This is a genomic window from Rathayibacter sp. VKM Ac-2929 (assembly GCF_022815495.1).
In the GTDB taxonomy this organism is placed as follows: domain Bacteria; phylum Actinomycetota; class Actinomycetes; order Actinomycetales; family Microbacteriaceae; genus Rathayibacter; species Rathayibacter festucae.
Genome location: NZ_JALGRV010000001.1, coordinates 481,464 through 500,598, shown reverse-complemented (window position 1 = coordinate 500,598; position 19,135 = coordinate 481,464). Strand labels below are relative to the sequence as shown.

Below are 19,135 nucleotides of genomic sequence, written 5' to 3'. Positions count from 1 at the left end.
GGCATCCGCAGGAGAGTGGAATGGGGGCCGAGCACGACCCTGTGCTCTCTCCGATGGAAGGGTCACCGCATGAATCCCCGCCTCGTCCTGCTGGCGCTCGTCGCCCTCGCCGCGTACGTCTTCGGCGCCCGCGCCGGTCGCGGACGCTACGAAGAGCTCCGCCATCTCGCACTCGGTGTGTGGAACGACCCGGCCACGAAGAAGACGCGCAAGAAGCTCAAGAAGACCTCGAAGCGCGAGGCGAAGCACTTCACCGCGGTCGCCGACAAGGCACGCGCAAAGGTGCAGCGCTCACTCCGCTGATCGACATCATCTGCAAGGACGCCTTCACGACAGGCGTTGACGCTCGCACCGGAACGGCCGGTCGAGCACACTACGAAGGAGACACATCATGGGCATCATCGGTTGGATCGTCCTCGGCCTCATCGCCGGCGCACTCGCAAAGCTCATCCTGCCCGGCAAGCAGGGCGGCGGATGGATCATCACCATCATCCTCGGCATCGTCGGCGCCCTCCTCGGAGGATTCATCGGCGGCGCGCTCTTCGGGCGCGACGACCCGATGGGCTTCAACCTCGTCAGCATCATCCTCGCTGTCGTCGGCGCCATCATCGTGCTGCTGATCTACGGCGCGATCACCGGCCGCAAGTCCCGCGCGTAGTCACGCGACCCCCGAAGGCCCCCGGCATCCGTGCCGGGGGCCTTCGTCGTTCCCCGAGCGTCCGACGGCGCCGGACGACCGCCGATGTTCGCGGGACGCGCAAGGCCTTGCACCTGGGAGGCCCCGGGGCGTGGACTGTACTCCGGCCGCAAGCTCTCCGATGCGGCCGATCCCCGGACGAAAGGACGCTCGAGTATGAGCACGGACGCGAACACTGTCCCCACGATCACCCTCAACAACGGAGTCGAGATCCCGCAGCTGGGCTTCGGTGTCTTCCAGATCGACCCCGCCGAGACCAAGGACGCGACGCTCGCCGCCCTCGAGGTCGGCTACCGCCACATCGACACCGCCGAGATGTACGGCAACGAGGCCGGCGTCGGCGAGGCCGTGCGCGCCTCCGGCCTCGACCGCTCCGACGTCTTCGTCACCTCGAAGCTCAACAACGGCTTCCACGCCCGCGAGGACGCCCTGCAGGCGATCGACGACACCCTCGCCGAGCTGAAGTTCGACTACGTCGACCTCTTCCTCATCCACTGGCCGCTGCCGAAGGTCGGCGACTACCTGGAGACCTGGAAGGCGATGGAGGAGATCTACCGCAGCGGCAAGGCGAAGGCGATCGGCGTCTCCAACTTCCAGACCAACCACCTCAACCGGCTCCGCGCCGAGGCGACGATCGTCCCGGCCGTGAACCAGATCGAGGTGCACCCCTTCCTCACGCAGGAGGAGCTCCGCGCCTACGGCGTCGAGCACGGCATCGCGACCGAGGCCTGGTCGCCGATCGCGCAGGGCAAGGTCCTGGACGACGAGGCGATCGTGCGCATCGCGCACAGCGTCGACCGCTCCCCCGCGCAGGTCGTCCTGCGCTGGCACATCCAGCGCGGCGACATCGTCTTCCCGAAGTCGGTCACCCGCAAGCGCGTGGAGGAGAACTTCGCCCTGTTCGACTTCGAGCTGGACGACGAGTCGATGACCGCGATCTCCGCGCTCAACCGCGACGAGCGCACCGGCCCGAACCCGGACGAGTTCAACTACATCCCCAGCTGACCCTCGGCTGCTGAGCCGGTGCCTCCGGCTCGCACGAACGCCTCCGGCTCGCGGGATCCTCGGATCCCCGCGAGCCGGAGGCGTTTCCGCGTGCCGAACCTCCCGTGGGAGACCTCCGGCACGCGGAAGCACCCCCGGCACGCAGAAACCGCGGACTCCAGCGAGCCGGACACCGTTCCACGAGCCGAAGCTCCCCAGACTGCACCTCCGGCACGCGGACTCACTCTCGGCACGTAGAAACCCCGGACTACAGCGAGCCGAACACCGTTCCACGAGCCGAAGCTCCGCAGACTGCACCTCCGGCACGCGGACTCACTCTCGGCACGCGGAAACCGCGGATTCCAGCGAGCCGGACACCGTTCCGCGAGCCGAAGCTCCCCAGGCAGCACATCCGGCACGCGGAATCACTCTCGGCACGTAGAAACCGCGGACTCCAGCAAGCCGAACACCATTCCGCGAGCCGAAGTTCCCCAGGCAGCACCTCCGGCACGCGGAATCACCCCCGGCGCGCGGAAACGGCGGACACCAGCGAGCCGAACACCGATCCACGAGCCGAAGCTCCCCGCACCGCACCTCCGGCACGCGGAATCACTCTCGGCACGTAGAAACCGCGGACTCCAGCGAGCCGAACACCGTTCCACGAGCCGAAGCTCCCCGCACCGCACCTCCGGCACGCGGAAGCACCCCCGGCACGCAGAAACGGCGGACACCAGCGAGCCGGACACCGATCCACGAGCCGAAGCTCCCCGCACCGCACCTCCGGCACGAAGGATCACCGTCGGCACGCGGAAACCGCGGACTCCAGCGAGCCGGACGTCGTTCCACAAGCCCGAGATCGGTCCGGCGCGGCTCCGGCTCGCAGAAACGGCTCCGGCTCGCGGAAACGGCTCCGGCTCGCGGAAACGGCTCCGGCTCGCGGGATCCGTGGATTCCTGCGAGCCGGAGGGCGTTCCGCGAGCCGGGGCGGCGCGGAGGCGGTGGTGGCTACTGCGAGTCGCGCCAGGAGTGCTCGGGGGCGTAGCCGAGCACCTCGCGGGCGTGGTCGATCGAGAGCAGGGTGTCGTTGACGCCGAGCTCGCCGCGCAGCTCGACGCCGGGGAAGACCTCGGCGACCAGCTCGTCGTTCGGACGGGTCATCACGGTGTCGGCCGCCGCGATGATGAAGCGGTCGAAGCCGGGCTCGCGATACGCGAGGGCCTTCTCGACCGCCTGGGCGCCGTCGCGGCCGTCGATGTAGCCCCAGAGGTTCCACTTGCGCAGTGTCGCGTCGGCGTCGAAGGACGGGAACTCGGCATAGTCCTCCTCGTTCATCACGTTGGAGAAGCGCAGGCCGATGATCGTGAGGTCCTCGTGCCAGCGGCAGAGCTCGATCGCCAGCTGCTCCTCGAGGTGCTTGGTCAGCGAGTAGACCGATTCCGGGCGGGCCGGGTACTTCTCGTCGACGGGGATGTAGGGCGGCGGCACGTCGAACGGCAGGCCGAGCACGGTCTCGCTGGACGCGTAGACGATGCTGCGGATGCCCGCGCGGATCGCCGCGTGGAAGACGTTGAAGGTCGACGACATGTTGTTCTGGAAGGTCGCGATGTCCGGGACGATGCCCGGCGCCGGGACGGCCGCGAGGTGCACGACCGCGTCGATCCCCTCGTAGCGGTCGCCCACGGCCTGCAGGGCGTCGACGACCTGCCCGTAGTCGGTGATGTCGATGCTGATGACGCCCTCGCCGCGGGTTCCCGCGCGGTCGAGGACGAAGACGTCGTGGCCGGATTCGCGGAGACGGGTGACGACGCTGCGGCCGAGTTTCCCGGATCCACCGGTGACTGCGATTCTCATGCCTCGAACGCTAACGGGCCGCGGGCCTGCGGACGAGGGGCTGGCGGATCAGCCCGCGACGTGGAGGGAGATGCCGTCGCCGACCTCGGGCGTCGTCTCGTCGGCGACGAGCTCGGTCCAGCGGCGCAGCACGGCGGCGCCGGCCTCGTCGTTGATCGTGCCGTCGACCACGAGGATCGGGTACGGCTTGTCCGGGACGCCCTCCGCGGGACGGACGTCCACGTGGGCGACGTCGTAGGCGTGCTCGGAGAGCCAGTCGGCCATCGCGTAGTCGCTGCGGGAGTCGCCGACCGTGCGCCAGCGCTGCGGGATCGGGCCGGTGGCGCCGAGCAGCTCGACGGCGCGCTGGGCGCCGAGGTCCTTGCCGAGGCGGTTGGACTCGATGTCGGTGGAGATCACGGTCGGGTCGATGCGGTACTCGACGGCGCCGGTGTCGTTCGGGTAGCGGATGCCGCGGCGCTCGACGCCGAGGCCGGCCGCGGTCATGATCTGCAGGGCGTCGGCGTCGAAGACGAGCTGGCGCTCGAGGTAGTCCTCGCTGGAGAGGTCGACGAGCTGCTCGGCCGAGACCATCGCGCGCTTGGTCTCGTCGAAGAAGACCAGGTCGTCGTAGTCCTCGCGGATCATCCGCTCGAGGTCGCGGGCGACGGCCTCCGGGATCGCGAGCGACTCGTCGACGATCGGCTCGGAGGTGCCGCGGTAGTCGACGGTGAACCAGACGGCGCCCTTCTCGCAGACGCAGACGATCCGCGCGTCGGCCGAGACGCCGCGCTCGAGGAGCGGCGGCAGGACGCGCTCGCGCAGGAACGCGTCGGAGCGGCCGGTGTTGAAGACGAGCGGGATGCCGGCGTTCGCGAGCGCGACGAGGTCGTCGGCGATCGAGTCGATGGCGATCGTGCGGCTGATCGGGCTGGCGATCGGGCCGTCGACGTCGAGGAGCAGGCCGAGCGGAGGCGGGGTGGAGGTCATCGTCTCCATTCTGCCGTGCGGGCGCGTCCGGCCGTCCCCGCGAGATGCCACTTGTGCACGCTTTCCTCGGCGTGTCGCGTGCACAAGTGGCATCTCGCGGAGAGCGCAGCTACTCGGACGTGGGGAGGACGAGGGTGCGCTGCGTGAGGGTTCCGTCGGGGGACTCGACGGCGAGGGTGATCAGGGTCTCGGCGTCGCGGCAGGGGACGGAGAGGGCGGAGTAGCCGGTCGCGGAGAGGTCGACGGGGTCGCCGGCTCGGGCGTCGGTGGTGCCGACGGCGAGGCGGGCGGCGACACCGCCCTCGGTCTGCCAGGAGAGCGCGACGGGGACGGAGGCGGTGCGGTCGCCGGCGCAGTCGATCGTCGCGGGCGAAGCGGTGAAGGAGAGGACGGCGGCCGCGGCGGCGGCGGCGCCGGGGGCGGCCGAGGCGACGACGCCCTCGGTCGGGGAGGTCTCCGCGGGGGCATCGGTGGCCGTCGATTCCGTCGCGGTCTCCGTGGACTCGGCCTCGGTGGGCGCGGTCGACGGGGCGGCAGCGGCCGAGGCGGAGGGGGCGACCGGGGTGGAGGTCGGGGCTCCGGCGCCGTCGGCGGGGCGGACGAGGAGGACGATCGCGACGATCACGGCGACGAGACCGAGGACGGCCAGGACGATCCCGAGGGTGCGGGCGGTACGGGGCGGCATCGGGACTCCTCGGTGGTGCGGGTGCGGCGGTGCGGGTGTGCAGTGGTGGGGTTGTGCGGAGAGAGCAGTGCGGGAGGGCCGGCGGATCGTGCTCGCCGGCCCTCCCGCGGCGGAGGCTACGCCTCCTCGACCTCGCGGCGGCTGCGGGCGATCAGCAGGGCGCCGAGACCGAGCACGAGCGCACCTCCCGACAGCAGCAGCCAGGGGCCGGTCTCGACGCCGGTCGAGGCGAGACCGCCGGTGCCCGGCTTCGCGACGGGAGCCGCGGTCGCCGTGGCGGTCGGCTCCGGAGCCGCGGTGGGCGCGGCCGTCGGCGTGGCGGTCGCGGTCGGCTCCGGAGTCACGGAGGGCTCCGGGGTCACCGTCGGCTCGGGAGTCGCGGTCGGCTCCGGGGTGGCCGTCGGCTCCGGAGTCGCCGTCGGCTCGGGCGTGGCCGTGGGCTCCGGAGTCGCGGTCGGCGTCGCCGTCGGCTCCGGCGCCCCCGGCAGCTCGACGGCCGCGCCCTCGGGCGCCACGGCGAGCAGCGCCCGGGCGACGTCGCTGAACGCGCCGACCGGGTGGTTGCGGAAGACCGGCGAGGTGCCGAAGAGGAAGCCCTCGGTGCCCGACTCCGTCGCGAACGAGACGGCCGAGGCCTGCCCGGCCGCGTCGCTCCGGGACTGCCCCTCGGAGGCGACCCAGTGCCCGGCGACGAAGGTGTCCTCGGCGGCGTAGCTCTGCTCCACCGTCACGGACGCGTCGAAGCCCTCGAACCAGAGCGCCGGCGAGACGAAGGCGGTGTCCTGCGGGTGGTCGCCGAGGATCCCGTCGGCCGGGGTCTCGACCGAGACGATGCCGTTGGACCCGCTGGTGCCGGTCTGCGCGGTCAGCGTCGCGAGGCCGAAGTCGGTCGCGAACGCCGCTCCCGCTCCGCCGCGGCCGACCACGTCGCCGCCCGCCGCGAGGAACTCCTCGACGGCGGTGCGGCCCGCGGCCTGCTCCGGGGTGAAGGACAGCGCGCGGCCGAGGAGCAGCACGTCGGCGTCGGTGAGGACGGTCTCGCCCGAGGCGAGCGTGTCCGCCGTGACGGCGACCGCGCCGGCGAAGCCGAGCTTGGCCAGCGCGTCGCGGTCCTCGTGGGAGCCGGAGTAGGCGACGCGGACGGCGGAGAGCGCGGTGCCGTCCTCGTCCTCGATACGCTCCGCCGTGGTCGCCGTGAAGTCGACGCCGAACTCGGCGGCGGCGGCCTTCGCGGCGGCGAGACCGTCGGCGTCGGCGCGGAGGGCGATCGTGCCGTCGGCGAACTGCTCGAGCGCGACTCCGGCGCCCAGGAGCGCGTTCACCGCCTGGTACTCGAGCACGCCGCGCGGCTCGAAGGCGAGGTAGCCGGCGTCGGCGGGGACGCTGCCGCTCGGGGCGACGGCGGTGACCGGCTCGAGCTCGACGGCGGGCATCGGGTCGAGCGTGGAGCCGACCGGGATCACGTCGGCGCCCCAGAGCAGCGAGAGACTCCAGGCCGAGACGTCGTACATCTCGGGCACGCGGTCGGAGATGTCGGTGCCGTCGGCGAGCAGCACGTTCGCGAGGCCGCGGACGGGCTGGTGCATGTCGACGACGTAGGAGCCGGCGGCGTAGGTCGTGCCGCCCGCGGTCATCGCTGTGGTCGTGCGATCGACCTCGACGCCGTGCGCGAGCAGCTGCGCGACGAGGGTCTCGGCGTCGGACGAGGAGCGCTGCGCGTCACCGGCGGGGATGACGTAGGCGCGGGGGTACTCGGTCGTGTAGACGTCGGTCTCGTCCCAGATCTCGGTCCACTCGGTCGGCGTGCCGGCCGGCAGGTCGGACGCGGCGACGTCGGCGGGGATCTCGACGGCCGGGGCGCCGGTGACGCCGCGCTCGAAGATCTGCACCTGGTTGCTCAGCAGGGCGTCGCGGTTGGCCTCGATGTAGTCGACCGAGGCGTCCATGACGATCCCGGCGACCTCGATGTCGATGTCCGCGTTGGCCTGGCCCTCGGCGATCTCCTCGGGCGTCTCGTTCGCCGTGCGACCCAGCGGCAGCTCGACCGTGTTGGTGATCGCGCCCTGGAAGGCGACGTACTGCGGCGCGAAGATCGGAGGCCAGTCGTCCCAGCCCGCGCGGATGTCGCGGTAGGGGATCAGGATCTGGCCGGTGTTCTCGGTGGTGACGCTGCCGTCGGCGGCCTTGTAGGTGTTGCCGGGCACGTCCGCCTCGACGACGCGGCGCTCGATCTCGAGCGCGGTCGCGTAGGCGTGCGGCAGGAACAGGTCGTACTCGTAGTTCTCGCCGTGCGGCGGACCGCAGGGCTCGACCTGCAGGATGCCGGTGTAGCCGTGGATGTCGATGAAGTAGGTCGGCTGCAGGACGCTGGAGAGGTCGCGGATGACGGCCGCCTCGTTGGTCGCGCCGGTGATCATGTCGCGGTTGGGGTCGTAGCCGGCCGCGACGGCGCGCTGGCCGAGGGCCCGGCCGTCAGGGTTGTTGGTGACGGTGAAGTAGAGGCGGTTGCCCTCGAGGAGCGCCTCGGTCTCGGCGTCCTCGGCGGTGGCGACCTTCTCGATGTAGTTCAGGATCGCGTCGGATCCCTCCCACTCGTTGCCGTGGATGTTGCCGTTGAACCAGGTCGGCACCTTGTACTCGGCCATCAGCTCGGCGTCGGCGGCGGCCGCCTCCGGCTCGTTCTTCAGGCGGTCGCGCCACTCGGCCTGCTGCGCCGTCTCGGCGGCGGTCTCGGGAGCGGTGACGGTGACCAGGTAGATGTCGCGGCCGAGGCCCGACTTCCCGACCACCTGGGTCGAGACGCGGTCGGAGCGCGCGGCGAGGTCGTTCAGGGCTGGGGCGATCCGGTCGTACGGCGTGACGCCGCGGGTCAGCGAGGCGTCGGTCGGGTCGACCGCGACCTCGGTGAGGGCTTCCCGGTAGGGGTAGCTCGCGGGCTCGGTGATCGGCGCCGAGGCGGGGCGGACGAGGTCCACCCGCTCGAAGGCGGAGGCGGTGGTCGGTGTCGCGGTGGTCGGTGTCGCGGTGGTCGGTGTCGCGGTGGTCGGTGTCGCGGTGGTCGCTGTCGCGGCGGGCGCGATCAGCAGACCGCCGGCGGCGAGCGCGAGGGCCGCGCAACCGGAGGTCAGGGCGGTGCGTGTTCTCAAGCGGAGATCTTTCGTGTCGGAGGTCGGCGCGGACGAGGCTCCGCGCTCGCTCCTGCGTCATCGACCTCGGAGCAACGTGTGAACCCTCTCAGGAACCTAGGCCACCCGTGTTTCCGGCACGTGTCACGCCGGTCCCCCTCCGCGAGATGCCACTTGTGCACGCGACACGCCGTGAAAGGCGTGCACAAGTGGCATCTCGCGGCGGGGATCGGTGGGGGTCAGCCCAGGAAGAGGGAGAGGAGGAGGACCATGCCGAGGGCGAGGACGGAGGCGAGGGAGACGCCGACCGTCACCGACTTGAGGGCGCCGCGGACGGACTGGCCGAGGAAGCTCTGCAGCAGCCAGAAGGTGTTCGAGGTGACGTGGATGCAGAACAGCGCGCCGGAGCCGGCGGCGAGCGCGATCAGCAGCGGATCGAGTCCGAGCGTCGCGGCGACCGGGGCCACGACGCCCGCGGCGGTGATCGCCGAGAGGGTGACCGAGCCGACGGCGATGTGCAGCACGGCCGCCATCAGCCAGACCAGCAGCAGCGGCGCGGCGGCGTTCGCCGAGAAGTAGCCCTTGAGCAGCTCGCCGAGGTCGCCCTCCGCGATCACCGCCGCGAGCGCGCCGCCGACGCCGGTGAGCAGGAAGATCTGCCCGCCGTCCTGGAAGCCCTTCGCGACCGCCTTCTCCATCCGCGGAGTCCCGACGACGGAGCGGCCGACGAGGCCGGTCGCGATCACGGCGAGCAGCAGCGCGATCACCGGGTTGCCGAGGAACTGCAGCACCGGCACCTCCGCGCCCGCGACCGAGAGCACGGCCTGCGCGGCGATGAGCAGCAGCGCGAGGAGCATCGGGGCGAACAGCAGGAGCAGCGGGCGCTCGCGCGGGGCGTCGGCGTCGCGCGCGTCTGTGTCGCCGTCAGCGGTGGAGCGACCGGCCGCGGAGCCACCGCTCGAGGACCGCCCGGACCCCGCCGACCCGGATCCGCCGACCGCCTCGCTCCCGGCCCGCTCCCCCGCGGGCACCGTCGCGAGCCCGGCGGTCTCGTCGCGCACGACGAGCTGCTCGTCGCGCGCCGGATCCCAGAAGCCCAGGCGGAAGGCGAGCGACATCAGCAGGATCGTGACCACGACGGTCGGCGCGACCACCACGAAGCCGCCCAGCAGCATCACGCCGAGCGGAACGCCGAGCAGCCCGGCGAGCGCCACGGCCGCGAAGCCGGGCACCATCATCACGATGCCCATCTCGAGGCCGACGGCGAAGGTCACGGCGACGATGCCCGTGCCGGCGGGGCCGAGCCGCGGCGCAATCCTCCGGGCGAGCGGCGCCGCGATGACGATCAGGGCGTCGACGAAGATCGTCTGCAGATAGGTGGCGAAGGACAGCCCGAGCGCGTAAGGGATGCCGCGCTTGCCGAAGACCCGCAGCAGCCCCTCGACGAGGCGGACGACCGCGCCCATCTCGTTGAGCATCGCGCCGATCAGCACCCCCCAGCCGATCAGGAGCCCCGCCTCCATCATCACCTCGCCGAAGCCGCGGGTCATCGTCGAGACGGTGTCGACGGGGCCGAGCCCGGTGAGCAGCCCGATGGCCGCCGCGCCCACGGCGAGCGCGAGCACCGGGTTGAAGCGGAAGCGGACGATCGCGACGACGACCACGACGATGACCAGGGCGACGACGCCGAGGGTGTACCACTCCGGCATGACGCCTCCTCCGCCCGCGGCGGCGCGGGCTCTCACACCCTAGGGGTGCGGAGGATCCGGCGCAGAGCACCCGCGCCGCCACGCGGGTCTGCCGCGGGACGGGGTCCGCCCCATGGACTCCTGGCCACCGCGGTCCTACGGTGTGCGCATCGGCGATTCCCGTCGCCGCGGTCGGAGCCGCGGATCGTTCGACCCGCAGCACTGCTCTGCCCGCACCCCGAGTGCAAAGGAGCACCTCGTGAACAAACGCCTCCTCCTCACCGCGGCCGCCGCCGTCGCGGTCACGACTCTCGTCTCGGCCCCCGTCGCCCAGGCCACCCCCTCCCCGCTGTCCTTCGTCTCCGTCACCGATCGAGCGACCGGACTCGTCTCGCCGCTCAGCTTCGCCGTCGATGCGGGCGGCACCGCCTACGTCGCGCAGAACTTCGCCGGGATGCTGACCAAGGTCGCTCCCTCCGGCGCGACCTCGACCCTGGTCAGCGCGCCCGGAACCGAGATCGGGGCCGTCTCGGTCCGCGGCTCCACCGTCTACTACAGCGAGGGCGTCCAGGAGGAGGGCGAGGCGCTGCTGCGATCGGTGCCGAGCGGCGGCGGCGCGCCGACGACCCTCGCCGACCTCGGCGCGTACGAGGCGAGCGCGAACCCGGATGCGGGCAACAGCTACGGCTTCCTCGGCCTGCCCGCCGAGTGCGCCGCCCAGGTGGACCCGGCGGTCGCCGGTCCCGCCTCCTACACCGGCCGGATCGACGTGCACCCCTACGCGTCGGCCGCGACCAGCGCCGGCGTCTACGTCGCCGACGCGGCCGGCAACGCGATCCTGAAGGTCACGCCGAACGGCGTCGTCTCGACCGTGGCGGTGCTGCCGCCCACGGCCCCGATCACGATCACGGCGGAGCAGGCGGCGGCCTTCGGCTTCCCGGCCTGCACAGCCGGCTACCGCTACTCGTTCGAGCCCGTCCCGACCGACGTCGAGGTCGGCCCCGGCGGCTGGCTCTACGTGTCGACGCTGCCCGGCGGACCGGAGGACGCCAGCCTCGGCGCTCGCGGCTCCGTGGTGCGGGTGAACCCGGCGACCGGCGAGATCCGCACGGTGGCCACCGGCCTGCTGAGCGCGACCGGCCTCGCGGTCGACCGCGTCACCGGCACGGTCGTGGTGACCGAGCTGTTCGGCGGCCCGGACGGCACGGGACGCGTGGCGCTGATCCTGCCGCGCACCTCGACGCCGATCACCGGACTCGCGGTCGTCTCGCCCGCGGCGATCGAGCTGCGGGACGGCGCTCTCTACGTCGCCCGCAACGCGTTCGTCCTCTCGCCGGAGGGCGCCCCGCAGCCGATCGGCACCCTGACGGTCGCCCGGCTGCGCGGCTTCGGAGCGGCGATGACCGCGGTCGGCTGAGGTCCGCTGCACTCCGCTGAAGTCCGCTGAGTCGCCCGGGAAGGCTCGTTCTCCAGCCCGAGAGCGAACCTTCTCGGGCGACTCAGGAGCTCCGGGCCCGCGCGGCGGGGGCTCGGCGTCGTCCAGGAGGAGGGAATAGCGTGGCGGGATGGCACTGACGCTTCCCGAGCCCCGGCTCCCCTCGCTCCTCGACTCCCCGGTGCTGCGCTGGGGAGTCCTCGCCCCCGGCTCGATCGCCGGCACCTTCGTCGCCGCGCTGCAGAAGCACACCCGGCAGCGCGTGGTCGCGGTCGGCTCGCGCTCGCAGGAGCGCGCCGATCAGTTCGCGCGGCGCTTCGGCGTCGAGCGGGCCTCGGTCGGCTCCGACGCGGTCGTGAACGACCCCGAGGTCGACGTCGTCTACATCGCCTCGCCGAACTCGGAGCACGCGCGCCAGGCCCTGCGCGCGATCGCGGCGGGCAAGCACGTCCTCATCGAGAAGCCGTTCGCCACCACGGCGGGTGAGGCCGAGATGATCGTCCATGCGGCGCGCGACGCCGGCGTCTTCGCGATGGAGGCGATGTGGATGCGCTACCTGCCGCAGATGGACGTGGTGCGGCAGCTCCTCGCGGACGGCGCGGTCGGCGCTCCCGCGCTGGTCTCCGCCGACTTCGGCGCGGCGTTCGCGTTCGACCCGGCCAGCCGCATCTTCGATCCGGCGCTCGCGGGCGGCGGCCTGCTCGACGTGGGCGTCTACGCCTCGTCCTTCGTCTCGATGGTGGCCGGGGCGCCGCAGAGCACCGTCGTCGCCGGCGCGCTGACCTCGACCGGGGTGGACGCGATGGCGACGATCGTCGGGCGGCACGCGCACGGGGTCCAGTCGGTCGCGACGTCGACCGTGCTGGCCGACACCCTGCACGCGGCGAGCGTCGCGGGCAGCGAGGGGCGGATCGACGTGCACCCCTCGTTCTGGACGCCGAGCGGCGTCACCCTGACCCGCGGCTCCGAGAGCGCCTCATGGCGGGATGAGACGGGGCTGCAGGGCGGCGAGGGGCTGGCCTGGGAGGCGGTGCACCTCGCGCAGTACGTGGCGGAGGGGCGCACCGAGTCGCCGGTGCACCCGCTGGACGAGACGGTGCAGGTGGTGCGCACGCTGGACGAGGCGCGCCGCCGCCTGGGCGTCGAGGTCTGACGACAGCGGTTCGATCTGCAGGCGATCCGGCCACCGCGCGGCACTCCCCCGCGGAGGAGAGCGCGTTCCGGACGGCATCGCCTGCAGATCGCACGTCAGCCCGCGGGCAGCTCCACCCGGAAGCTGGTGCGCCCCGGCTCCGACTCGACCAGCACCCGTCCGCCGTGCGCCTCGACCACGGCCGCCACGATCGCCAGGCCCAGCCCGGTCGAGCCGGTGGTCCGCGCCCGCGAGGAGTCGCCGCGGGCGAAGCGCTCGAACAGCACCGGCACCAGCGCCTCGTCGATCCCCGGACCGGAGTCGGTGACCGTCACGACCGCGATCGGCCGGCCGCGCTCGTCGCGGTCCTCGGCGAGCGCCGCGACGACGCGCGTGCCCGGCGGCGTGTGCACCGTGGCGTTCCGCAGCAGGTTCGCGACCACCTGGTGCAGCCGGAAGCCGTCGCCGCGGATCTCGATCGGCTCCTCGGGCAGGTCAAGGTCCCACTCGTGGTCGGGGCCGGCGACGTGGGCGTCGGACACGGCCTCGATCAGGACCATCGTCAGGTCGACCGGCTCCTTCTCCAGATCGCGGCCCTCGTCGAGGCGCGCGAGCAGGAGGAGGTCCTCGACCAGTGAGGTCATCCTGGTCGCCGCCGACTCGATCCGGTCGAGCGAGTAGCTCGCCGACTCCGACAGCTCGACGTCGCCGCGGCGGGGCAGCTCGGCGTAGCCGCGGATCGCCGCGAGCGGCGTCCGCAGCTCGTGCGAGGCGTCGGCCACGAACTGGCGGACCTTGTTCTCGCTGGCCTGGCGCGACTCCAGCGCACCGCCGACGTGGTCGAGCATGCGGTTGAAGGCGGCACCCACTCGGCCGACCTCAGTGCGGACGTCGGCGTCCTCCTCCGGCACCCGCTCGATCAGCTCGACCTCGCCGCGCTCGAGCGGCAGCTCGGCGACGCGGGTCGCGGTCGCCTCCACCCGCTCGAGCGGCCGCAGCGCCACCCGGATGATCGCGGTCGCGATCAGGGCGACCAGCAGCATCGCGAGCAGGACGACGACGACCACCACGGTGGTCAGGGTCCGGAGCGTGTCCTCGGCCTCGCCGAGGGGCACTCCGACGATCACGACCGAGCCGTCGATCACGCGCGCCTCGGCGCGGTACTGGCCGAGGGCGTCGCCGAGATCGAGGGTGGTCGCGTCACCGGCGTCGGCGACCGCGGCGGCCAGCACGGAGTCGGCCGGGTCGGCGAACTCCTGGCAGGCCCCGGAGCTGTCGATGTAGGCGCCGGTGTAGGCACCGGTCGCCCCGAGCACCGCCGTGATCGTCTGGGTGTCCTGGTTCGGGCGTCCCTCGAAGTCGCCGCTCGGGCAGGTGGTCGCGCGCTCGATGGCGCTGGAGCCGGCGAACTGGCTCGGCCCGTCGAAGCCGGCCAGCCGGTCCAGCGACTCCGAGAGCTGCGTCTCCGCGTTGTCGTAGAGGATGCCGCGCAGCGACAGCACGCTGACCGTCCCGACGATCCCCGCGATCACCGCGACCAGCGCGACGACGGCGACGACCATCCGGCGCCGCAGCGTCCAGGGCGCGCGTCGGGACGCGTTCGAGCGGCGCAGCGCCGACCGGGTCGCGAAGTCGCCGAGTGTGGGCCGCAGCCGCCCGCCCTCGGTCGTCACTGCTCGGCGGGCTTCAGCAGGTAGCCGGCGCCGCGGACCGTGTGGATCATCGGCGAGCGGCCGGCGTCGATCTTCTTGCGGAGGTAGGAGATGTAGATCTCGACGACGCTCGACTTGCCGCCGAAGTCGTAGGACCAGACGCGGTCGAGGATCTGCGCCTTGCTCAGCACGCGGCGGGGGTTCCGCATCAGGAAGCGCAGCAGCTCGAACTCGGTCGCGGTCAGCTCGATGTCGGTGCCGGCCCGGCGCACCTCGTGGCTGTCCTCGTTGAGGACGAGGTCACCCACCACGACCTCGGGGTCGTCGGCGTCGTTGGCGAGCAGGGTGGAGCGGCGGATGAGCCCACGCATCCGGGCGACGAGCTCCTCGAGGGAGAACGGCTTGGTGACGTAGTCGTCGCCGCCGGCGGTGAGCCCGGCGATCCGGTCGTCGAGCGCATCCTTCGCGGTGAGGAAGAGGACGGGGGTCTCGCTGCCGTCGGCGCGGATCCGCTGGAGCACCTGCAGCCCGTCGATGTCCGGCAGCATCACGTCGAGCACGATGACGTCGGGGCGGAACTCGCGGGTGATGGTGATCGCGGAGCGGCCCTCGGCGGCGGTGCGCACCTCCCAGCCCTCGTAGCGCAGCGCCATCTGCAGCAGATCGGTGAGGGTGCTCTCGTCGTCGACGACGAGGACGCGGATCGGCGTGCCGTCCGCTCGCTTGAGGCGGGTGCGCTGCGCGGAGGCGAGGTGCTTCGAGGGGGCCGGGGTGCTCATGTCTCCCCAGTATCAGGAGTTTTCTATGAGCGCGCTATGCCCGGGCGATGGGGCGGCTGTGCGCCGCCGGAGAAGCGCGACGACGACCGCCGCACCGCGCGCCACCACGGACAGCGGGCGGATCGCCCGCCGCTATCGTGCAGCGGGCGTGCACTCGCGCGCCCGGACGGACGGAGCAGAACGATGCCGGACTCCTCGCGGGCGATCGTGCGGCCGCTGGACGCCGCCGTCTCGGGCTTCGTCACTGTCCCCGGAAGCAAGAGCCTGACGAACCGGGCGATCGTCCTCGCCCTCGCCGCGCAGGGCACGTCGGTGCTGCGGCGCCCCCTCCCCAGCGACGACACCCGGCACGGCGCGACCGTCGCCCGTGCACTGGGCGCCACCGCGATCGACGAGGACGACGCGATCTCGATCACCGGGCTCGGTGCCCTCCGCCCTGTCGATCGGGCTGAGCTGCACGTCGGCTCGGCGGGCACGATCGCCCGCTTCCTGCCCTGCTTCCTCGCCTTCGGCGGGCCGGGCGAGTGGACGCTGACCGCGAGCGAGCAGATGACGCGGCGCCCGATGGCCGGCCTGTTCGCCGCGCTCGAGGCGTTCCCCGGCGCGCTCACCGCCCTCGGCGAGCCCGACCGCTACCCGCTTCGCGTCCGGGGCGGCGGCCACGCGCCGGCGGCGATCGAGGTCGACGGCGGCGTCTCCAGCCAGTACCTCAGCGGGCTGCTCCTCTCGGCGCCGCTGCTCGACCGCGACATCATCGTCCGCGCGCGAGGCGCCGTCGTCCAGGGCGCCTACGTCGACATGACCGTCGACTCGCTCCGCCGCTTCGGCGCGACCGTCGAGCGGAGCGCCGACCGCCGCGCCATCACCGTGCACGCGGGGCCCACCTCCGCGGTGGACCTCGAGATCGAGGCGGACGCGTCGACCGCCTCCTACTTCGCCGCGCTCCCCGCGATCCTCGGCGGGTCGATCCACCTGCCGAACGTCGAGCGCGCTAGCCGGCAGCCCGACACGCGCTTCCTCGAGATCCTCGAGCGGTTCGGCTGCGAGAGCGTCTGGAACGACGGCGGTCGCGGCGTGACCGTCACACGGCCCGGCGATCTCGACCGCCTGCGCGGCGGTGCGCGACTCGACCTCAACGACTGCTCCGACGTCGCGCTGACGACCGCCGCGCTCGCGGTCTTCGCCGACGCCCCGACCGAGATCGTCGGAGTGGAGCACATCCGCCAGCACGAGTGCGACCGGATCGACGCACTCACCGCCGCGCTGACCGCCTTCGGGATCGAGGTCGAGGAGCGGCCCGACGGCTGGCTGATCCAGCCTGGCCCCCCGCGCTTCGCCGAGATCGGCACCCGCGACGACCACCGCGTCGCCATGTCCACGGCCCTCGTCGCCCTCGGCGGAGCAGGCGCCGCGCTCGACCACCCGCGCTCCGTCGACAAGACCTGCCCCGAGTTCTGGGACCTGCTCGCGGGCGTCGGCGCGGACGTCGAGCTGGTCGAGTAGCCCCGCCGGAGCGTATCGAGACCCGCCGTCCTCACGAGGGCTGGTCTGCAGACTCTTCCTTCAGACGGTGGGCGGATCTCGATACGCCCGCTCCGCGGGCTACTCGACCAGCAGAGGGCGGCTCCCCGACATGCTGGTCGAGTAGCCCCGCAGGGGCGTATCGAGACCCACCGTCCTCAGCAGGCTGGGTCTGCAGACTCCACTTCCGGCGCCGGTGGATCTCGATACGCCCGCTCCGCGGGCTACTCGACCAGCATGGGCTTGCGCGTCGACTCCCGCGGCTAAGTGCACCTAGCGCTCGGAGGACGGCGCGGGCTCGTCGGCCGGGTCGGCGTCGAACTCCTCCGGGTCGACGACGGCCGAGCGGGCGTAGCCGCGCACGCGGCGGTCGATGAAGGTCGCGAACCAGAGGAGCACGCCGATCACGAGCAGCACGCCCGCGATCTCGTACTGCGCGATGTCGCGGCCGGAGGTGATCGGCAGCACCAGGTAGAGGCAGGCGATCGCACCGAGCACCGGCAGCACCGTCGGCGTCCGGAAGTGCGCGTGCTCCACCGGCTGGCGCCGCAGCACGAGCACCGCGACGTTCACCACCGCGAAGACCGCGAGCAGCAGCAGCGACGTGGTGCCGCCGAGCAGGACCGCGATCGGGTCGGACGGGTCGCGCGACACGTACGCGGTGAGCAGCAGCGCGAGGACGGTGGTGAACAGGATCGCCGCCCACGGCGTCCGCCGGCCGGCCAGCACGTTCTTCAGGAACGGCGGCAGCACGCCCTGCTTGCTCATCCCGTAGAGCAGGCGGCTGGCCATCATCATGTTGATCAGCGCGCTGTTCGCGACGGCGAAGAGCGAGATGAAGGGCAGCAGCGTCGAGATCGGGAAGTCCGGCGCGGCCGTCTCCACGACCGTCACGAGCGGCGTGTCGTTGCCGGCCAGCTCGCCGATCGGCACGATCGCGACGGCGAGCGTCGAGACCAGCACGTAGACGACGGCGGTGATGCCGAGACCGGTCAGCATCACCTTCGGGAAGATGCGGCTCGGGTCCTTGGTCTCCTCGGCCATGTTGACCGAGTCCTCGAAGCCGACCATCGCGAAGAAGGCCAGCGAGGTGGCGGTGCTGACCGCGAGCAGGAGCGACTTGTCCTCGGGCGTCTCGAACGCGACGACGCGGGAGAAGTCGGCCTGGCCGCCGAAGACCGCGAAGAAGCAGACGAAGATCACCAGCAGCAGGCCCGACAGCTCGATCAGGGTGAGCACCACGTTCAGGCCGACGCTCTCGGCGACTCCGCGCAGGTTGACCAGCGCGATGCAGACCATGAAGATCAGCGCGATGCTCAGCCGCGTGCCCGCGCCGTCGCCCAGGCCGAAGCCGATCGCGAAGTTGCTCGCGAACGCGCCGGAGGCGGCCGAGGCCGAGGTGATCCCGCTCGCCATCACGGTGAAGCAGACCAGGAAGGTGACGAAGTGGATCCCGAACGCCTTGTGCGCGTAGAGCGCGGCGCCGGCGGCCTGCGGGAACTTGGTCACCAGCTCGAGGTAGGAGCAGGCGGTCAGCGTCGCGACGACGAAGGCGATCACGAACGGCAGCCAGGCGGCACCGCCCACCTCAGAGGCGACCTGCCCGGTCAGCGCGTAGATGCCGGTGCCGAGGATGTCCCCCACCACGAAGAGGAGGAGGAGCTTGGGACCGAGGACCCGCTTGAGCTCGGGAGGTGCCGTCTTCTCGCTGGTCGCCGTCATGATCGCGCCTCCATCGGTTCGTACCGGGTGGCGCGAGCCTAGGGCCGCGCGGGAGGCAGGGGGAAGCCCCGAGGACGGGAACGACGGCGCGAGCGCGTCCGGGAACGCAGAAGCGCCAGGACCCCGAACCGGTCCTGGCGCTTCTGTGGCAGTGGGGTCAGAGAATGATCGGCAGCAGGTTGCAGAGACCGGTGAAGCCGAGGGCCTGGTTGCCGAGGCCCGTCAGGCGGGCGGTGGCGGAGTTGTTGCCCGCGTTCGACTCCGTGTAGCCGGCCGGGACGCTGGCCAGAGACAGGGTGAAGTTGGTCGCGACGAACGCTCCGAGGACTCCGGTGAAGCGCACCGTGGCGGACGGCGTGGCGCTGCCGATCGTGATCGTGCGGTTCGAGCCGACGAGCACGCCGACGGAGGCCGCGGTCGCCGTCAGCGTCACGTCGGCGAGCGACGGGCCCGAGAGCGTGAAGGTGGTGCCGGCCGGGATGTTCCCGGAGGCGGCGCTGATCGTGAACTCGGGGAAGGTTCCGAGCAGGCCGATGGTCGCGCAGCTCTTCGAGACGACGATGTCGACGGTCGCGTTCGACGCGGCGGCAGCGGGAGTGGCGATGGCGACGGCGACGACCGGCACGCTCCAGGCGGCGGTCTTGGCGAGCGAGCGGCGGGAGAGGGAGTTCTCGGGCACGGGTTCCCTTTCGAGGAGTCGGAGCGGAGGCCGTGCGTCGGAGGAGACCCCCGCGACCGGACAAGGGGAAAGCTAGGGAGCTGTCCCCCTTTCGATCCATCCCGGCGAACACGGCGAGGATCACTCGAATCCGGCAGAACCTGTCTCCGGGCTGAGAGCCGCCTGCACGGCCGCGCGCGAGGATCCGCGCCGTTCCGGGCGCCGCCGAGCGCCGAT

At 72.2% G+C, this 19,135-nt stretch carries 15 protein-coding genes; 6 read left to right on the top strand and 9 right to left on the bottom strand.

Going from position 1 to position 19,135, the window contains the following annotated elements; translation table 11 throughout:
- Positions 1–69 precede the first annotated feature (69 nt).
- From MT355_RS02255 to MT355_RS02245, 3 genes are all read left to right on the top strand, one after another.
- Positions 70–303: a YtxH domain-containing protein gene (locus MT355_RS02255; RefSeq protein ID WP_123447798.1), complete on the top strand. Its 234-nt coding sequence runs from the start codon at positions 70–72 to the stop codon at positions 301–303.
- Positions 304–391: 88 nt separating this feature from the next.
- Complete coding sequence (locus tag MT355_RS02250; protein ID WP_056041656.1) at positions 392–658, top strand: GlsB/YeaQ/YmgE family stress response membrane protein; 267 nt, start codon at positions 392–394, stop codon at positions 656–658.
- Positions 659–853: 195 nt separating this feature from the next.
- Positions 854–1,702 carry an aldo/keto reductase gene (locus tag MT355_RS02245; RefSeq protein WP_243598372.1) on the top strand — a complete coding sequence of 283 codons (849 nt, stop codon included), beginning with the start codon at positions 854–856 and terminating at the stop codon, positions 1,700–1,702.
- Between the two features lie 984 nt (positions 1,703–2,686).
- Here the strand turns inward: MT355_RS02245 and MT355_RS02240 are convergent.
- The 5 genes from MT355_RS02240 to MT355_RS02220 form a co-directional block, all read right to left on the bottom strand.
- A complete protein-coding gene (locus MT355_RS02240) occupies positions 2,687–3,532 on the bottom strand; it encodes an NAD(P)-dependent oxidoreductase (protein WP_243598371.1) in 846 nt (281 codons plus the stop codon).
- Positions 3,533–3,580: 48 nt separating this feature from the next.
- Positions 3,581–4,501: a hypothetical protein gene (locus tag MT355_RS02235; RefSeq protein ID WP_243598370.1), complete on the bottom strand. Its 921-nt coding sequence runs from the start codon at positions 4,499–4,501 to the stop codon at positions 3,581–3,583.
- Positions 4,502–4,610: 109 nt separating this feature from the next.
- Positions 4,611–5,186 (bottom strand): hypothetical protein, encoded by a 576-nt coding sequence (locus tag MT355_RS02230; RefSeq protein WP_243598369.1) that lies wholly within the window; start codon positions 5,184–5,186, stop codon positions 4,611–4,613.
- Between the two features lie 116 nt (positions 5,187–5,302).
- Positions 5,303–8,332, bottom strand: coding sequence for a M14 family zinc carboxypeptidase (locus MT355_RS02225; protein ID WP_243598368.1), 3,030 nt, complete (start codon positions 8,330–8,332; stop codon positions 5,303–5,305).
- Between the two features lie 218 nt (positions 8,333–8,550).
- Positions 8,551–10,020 (bottom strand): GntP family permease, encoded by a 1,470-nt coding sequence (locus tag MT355_RS02220; RefSeq protein ID WP_123737367.1) that lies wholly within the window; start codon positions 10,018–10,020, stop codon positions 8,551–8,553.
- A 238-nt stretch (positions 10,021–10,258) separates the two neighbouring features.
- On the opposite strand from MT355_RS02220, the gene MT355_RS02215 reads away from it, so the two are divergent.
- Together MT355_RS02215 and MT355_RS02210 are read left to right on the top strand one after the other, a co-directional pair.
- Positions 10,259–11,416 carry a ScyD/ScyE family protein gene (locus MT355_RS02215; RefSeq protein WP_243598367.1) on the top strand — a complete coding sequence of 386 codons (1,158 nt, stop codon included), beginning with the start codon at positions 10,259–10,261 and terminating at the stop codon, positions 11,414–11,416.
- Positions 11,417–11,564: 148 nt separating this feature from the next.
- Positions 11,565–12,587, top strand: a complete 1,023-nt coding sequence (locus tag MT355_RS02210) for a Gfo/Idh/MocA family protein (RefSeq protein ID WP_243598366.1) — start codon at positions 11,565–11,567, stop codon at positions 12,585–12,587.
- Between the two features lie 95 nt (positions 12,588–12,682).
- Here MT355_RS02210 and MT355_RS21500 read toward each other — a convergent pair whose 3' ends face one another.
- Together MT355_RS21500 and MT355_RS02200 are read right to left on the bottom strand one after the other, a co-directional pair.
- The gene (locus MT355_RS21500) at positions 12,683–14,239 is read right to left on the bottom strand and encodes a cell wall metabolism sensor histidine kinase WalK (protein ID WP_243598365.1); all 1,557 of its coding nucleotides are present in this window, start codon (positions 14,237–14,239) and stop codon (positions 12,683–12,685) included.
- Complete coding sequence (locus tag MT355_RS02200) at positions 14,236–14,997, bottom strand: response regulator transcription factor (protein WP_123447806.1); 762 nt, start codon at positions 14,995–14,997, stop codon at positions 14,236–14,238. The genes MT355_RS21500 and MT355_RS02200 overlap by 4 nt, the downstream gene beginning before the upstream one ends.
- 183 nt (positions 14,998–15,180) lie before the next feature.
- On the opposite strand from MT355_RS02200, the gene aroA reads away from it, so the two are divergent.
- On the top strand, positions 15,181–16,500 hold the full coding sequence (gene aroA, locus MT355_RS02195) for a 3-phosphoshikimate 1-carboxyvinyltransferase (RefSeq protein ID WP_243598364.1): 1,320 nt from the start codon (positions 15,181–15,183) through the stop codon (positions 16,498–16,500).
- A gap of 291 nt (positions 16,501–16,791) precedes the next feature.
- Here the strand turns inward: aroA and MT355_RS02190 are convergent, their stop codons facing one another.
- Positions 16,792–18,240 (bottom strand): APC family permease, encoded by a 1,449-nt coding sequence (locus tag MT355_RS02190; RefSeq protein ID WP_243598363.1) that lies wholly within the window; start codon positions 18,238–18,240, stop codon positions 16,792–16,794.
- A gap of 157 nt (positions 18,241–18,397) precedes the next feature.
- Positions 18,398–18,919: a hypothetical protein gene (locus tag MT355_RS02185; protein WP_243598362.1), complete on the bottom strand. Its 522-nt coding sequence runs from the start codon at positions 18,917–18,919 to the stop codon at positions 18,398–18,400.
- Between the last annotated feature and the right edge of the window lie 216 nt (positions 18,920–19,135).

Coding starts and splice junctions, on each gene's coding strand:
- MT355_RS02255 (WP_123447798.1), top strand. CDS start 70: ATGAATCCCCGCCTCGTCCTGCTGGCGCTCGTCGCCCTCGCCGCGTAC.
- MT355_RS02250 (WP_056041656.1), top strand. CDS start 392: ATGGGCATCATCGGTTGGATCGTCCTCGGCCTCATCGCCGGCGCACTC.
- MT355_RS02245 (WP_243598372.1), top strand. CDS start 854: ATGAGCACGGACGCGAACACTGTCCCCACGATCACCCTCAACAACGGA.
- MT355_RS02240 (WP_243598371.1), bottom strand. CDS start 3,532: ATGAGAATCGCAGTCACCGGTGGATCCGGGAAACTCGGCCGCAGCGTC.
- MT355_RS02235 (WP_243598370.1), bottom strand. CDS start 4,501: ATGACCTCCACCCCGCCTCCGCTCGGCCTGCTCCTCGACGTCGACGGC.
- MT355_RS02230 (WP_243598369.1), bottom strand. CDS start 5,186: ATGCCGCCCCGTACCGCCCGCACCCTCGGGATCGTCCTGGCCGTCCTC.
- MT355_RS02220 (WP_123737367.1), bottom strand. CDS start 10,020: ATGCCGGAGTGGTACACCCTCGGCGTCGTCGCCCTGGTCATCGTCGTG.
- MT355_RS02210 (WP_243598366.1), top strand. CDS start 11,565: ATGGCACTGACGCTTCCCGAGCCCCGGCTCCCCTCGCTCCTCGACTCC.
- MT355_RS02200 (WP_123447806.1), bottom strand. CDS start 14,997: ATGAGCACCCCGGCCCCCTCGAAGCACCTCGCCTCCGCGCAGCGCACC.
- aroA (WP_243598364.1), top strand. CDS start 15,181: ATGCCGGACTCCTCGCGGGCGATCGTGCGGCCGCTGGACGCCGCCGTC.
- MT355_RS02190 (WP_243598363.1), bottom strand. CDS start 18,240: ATGACGGCGACCAGCGAGAAGACGGCACCTCCCGAGCTCAAGCGGGTC.